General features: G+C 70.2%; 1 protein-coding gene. It reads right to left on the bottom strand.

All coding sequences use genetic code 11. The features are described 5' to 3' along the window. Nucleotides 1-1,359: condensation domain-containing protein (locus tag LZ017_RS21735; RefSeq protein ID WP_241399023.1), on the bottom strand; the 1,359-nt coding region annotated here is incomplete at its 3' end. Between the last annotated feature and the right edge of the window lie 13 nt (nt 1,360-1,372).

The following is a 1,372-nucleotide window of genomic DNA, read 5'->3' on the forward strand; positions in this document are numbered from 1 at the left end:
GGCCGGTTCCTGCACCAGAGCGCTCAGCGCCAGGCCCTCGGCGCCCAGGTCTTCGACGCTCAAGGTGAAGGGATAGTTGCTGCGCTCCTCGCCGGCCAGCAACGCCATCCCTTGCAACGCCTCGGGCACCCCGGCCGCGTCGGCCGTCTGCGCCTGGGCATGGCGGTAGTTCAGCAGCGCCGTCACCAGCGGCACGCCGGCGTCCAGCCCGCTGCAGCGCTGGACCCAGGCCAGCGGCGCATGCTCATGGCGCAGCAAACCCGCCAGGTCTTGATGCACCTGCACCGCCGCCCGCCGCACACCGCCGTCAAGAGACACCCGCAGCGGCAGTGTGTTGATGTACAGCCCCAGCGCACGGTCCGCGCCGGCGCCCGACTGCATGCGGCCCAGCAGCACCGTGCCAAACACCACGTCGTCCCGGCCGCTGACCCGGCCCAGCAGCTGGGCGTAGGCCAGATGGCACAGGCTGGCGACACTGACGCCCAGGCGGCGCGCCTGCATGCGCAGGCCCGTGCTCAGCGAGCCGGGCAGCAGGCGCGTCGCGCCCCCCACCGCGCGACCCTCGCCTTGCACATCCGACAGGCCATAGGGCAGCGTCGGCTCGTCCAGGGTCCCCAGGCGCTCGCGGAAATAGGCCTCATGCTGCTGATCCTGGACCCGCCGGCGCGCCTGCACCACATGGTGACGGAAGGACTGTGCCGGTGGATCCGCCAGCGCATCCCCGGACAGCAGTGACAGCACCTCCCGCTGCATCTCGCGCATGCCGGTGTCGTCCAGCACCGCATGGTGGATCAGCAGCAGCAAGAGCCAGCGCTGATTCGCTTCGTCGCGCATCGCATGGGCGCGCATCAGCGGCGCCTGCGTCAGATCGATGCGGATCTGGCGCGGATCCCAGCGCTGGCGCAGCTGGGCCTCGGCGTCGAGCGTGCTGTCGGGGTCAATGCGCTCTTCTTGCAGAACGAGCGGCGCGTCGCGCCATACCACCTGCACCGGTTCGTCCAGCCCTTCCCAGTGCAGCGCGGTCCTCAGCACATCGTGGCGCTGCACGACCTGGCCCAGCGCCTGCACGAAGCGCTCCAGCTTGCCGCGCTGGTCGAAGCCGAACAATGGATCCTGCAGATAGACATCGCCCTGCTCCGCCATCAGGTGGTGGAACAACATGCCTTCCTGCAGCGGTGCCAGCGGGTAGATATCCTGCACATTGGCGGCGCCACCGGGCACCCGGGCCACGATCGCGTCGATCTGCGCCTGGCTGAGCGTCACCAGCGGCAGCATCGCCGGCGTGATGTGCTGCGCGCCGTCCGGGATGCCGTTGGGCGGCACCTCCACCTCGCGCGGCAGGTCCTCGTCACCGTCCATGCGCTGCGCCAGT

Origin of the sequence: Pelomonas sp. CA6, assembly GCF_022549225.1 — a bacterium.
Taxonomy (GTDB): Bacteria; Pseudomonadota; Gammaproteobacteria; order Burkholderiales; family Burkholderiaceae_C; genus Roseateles.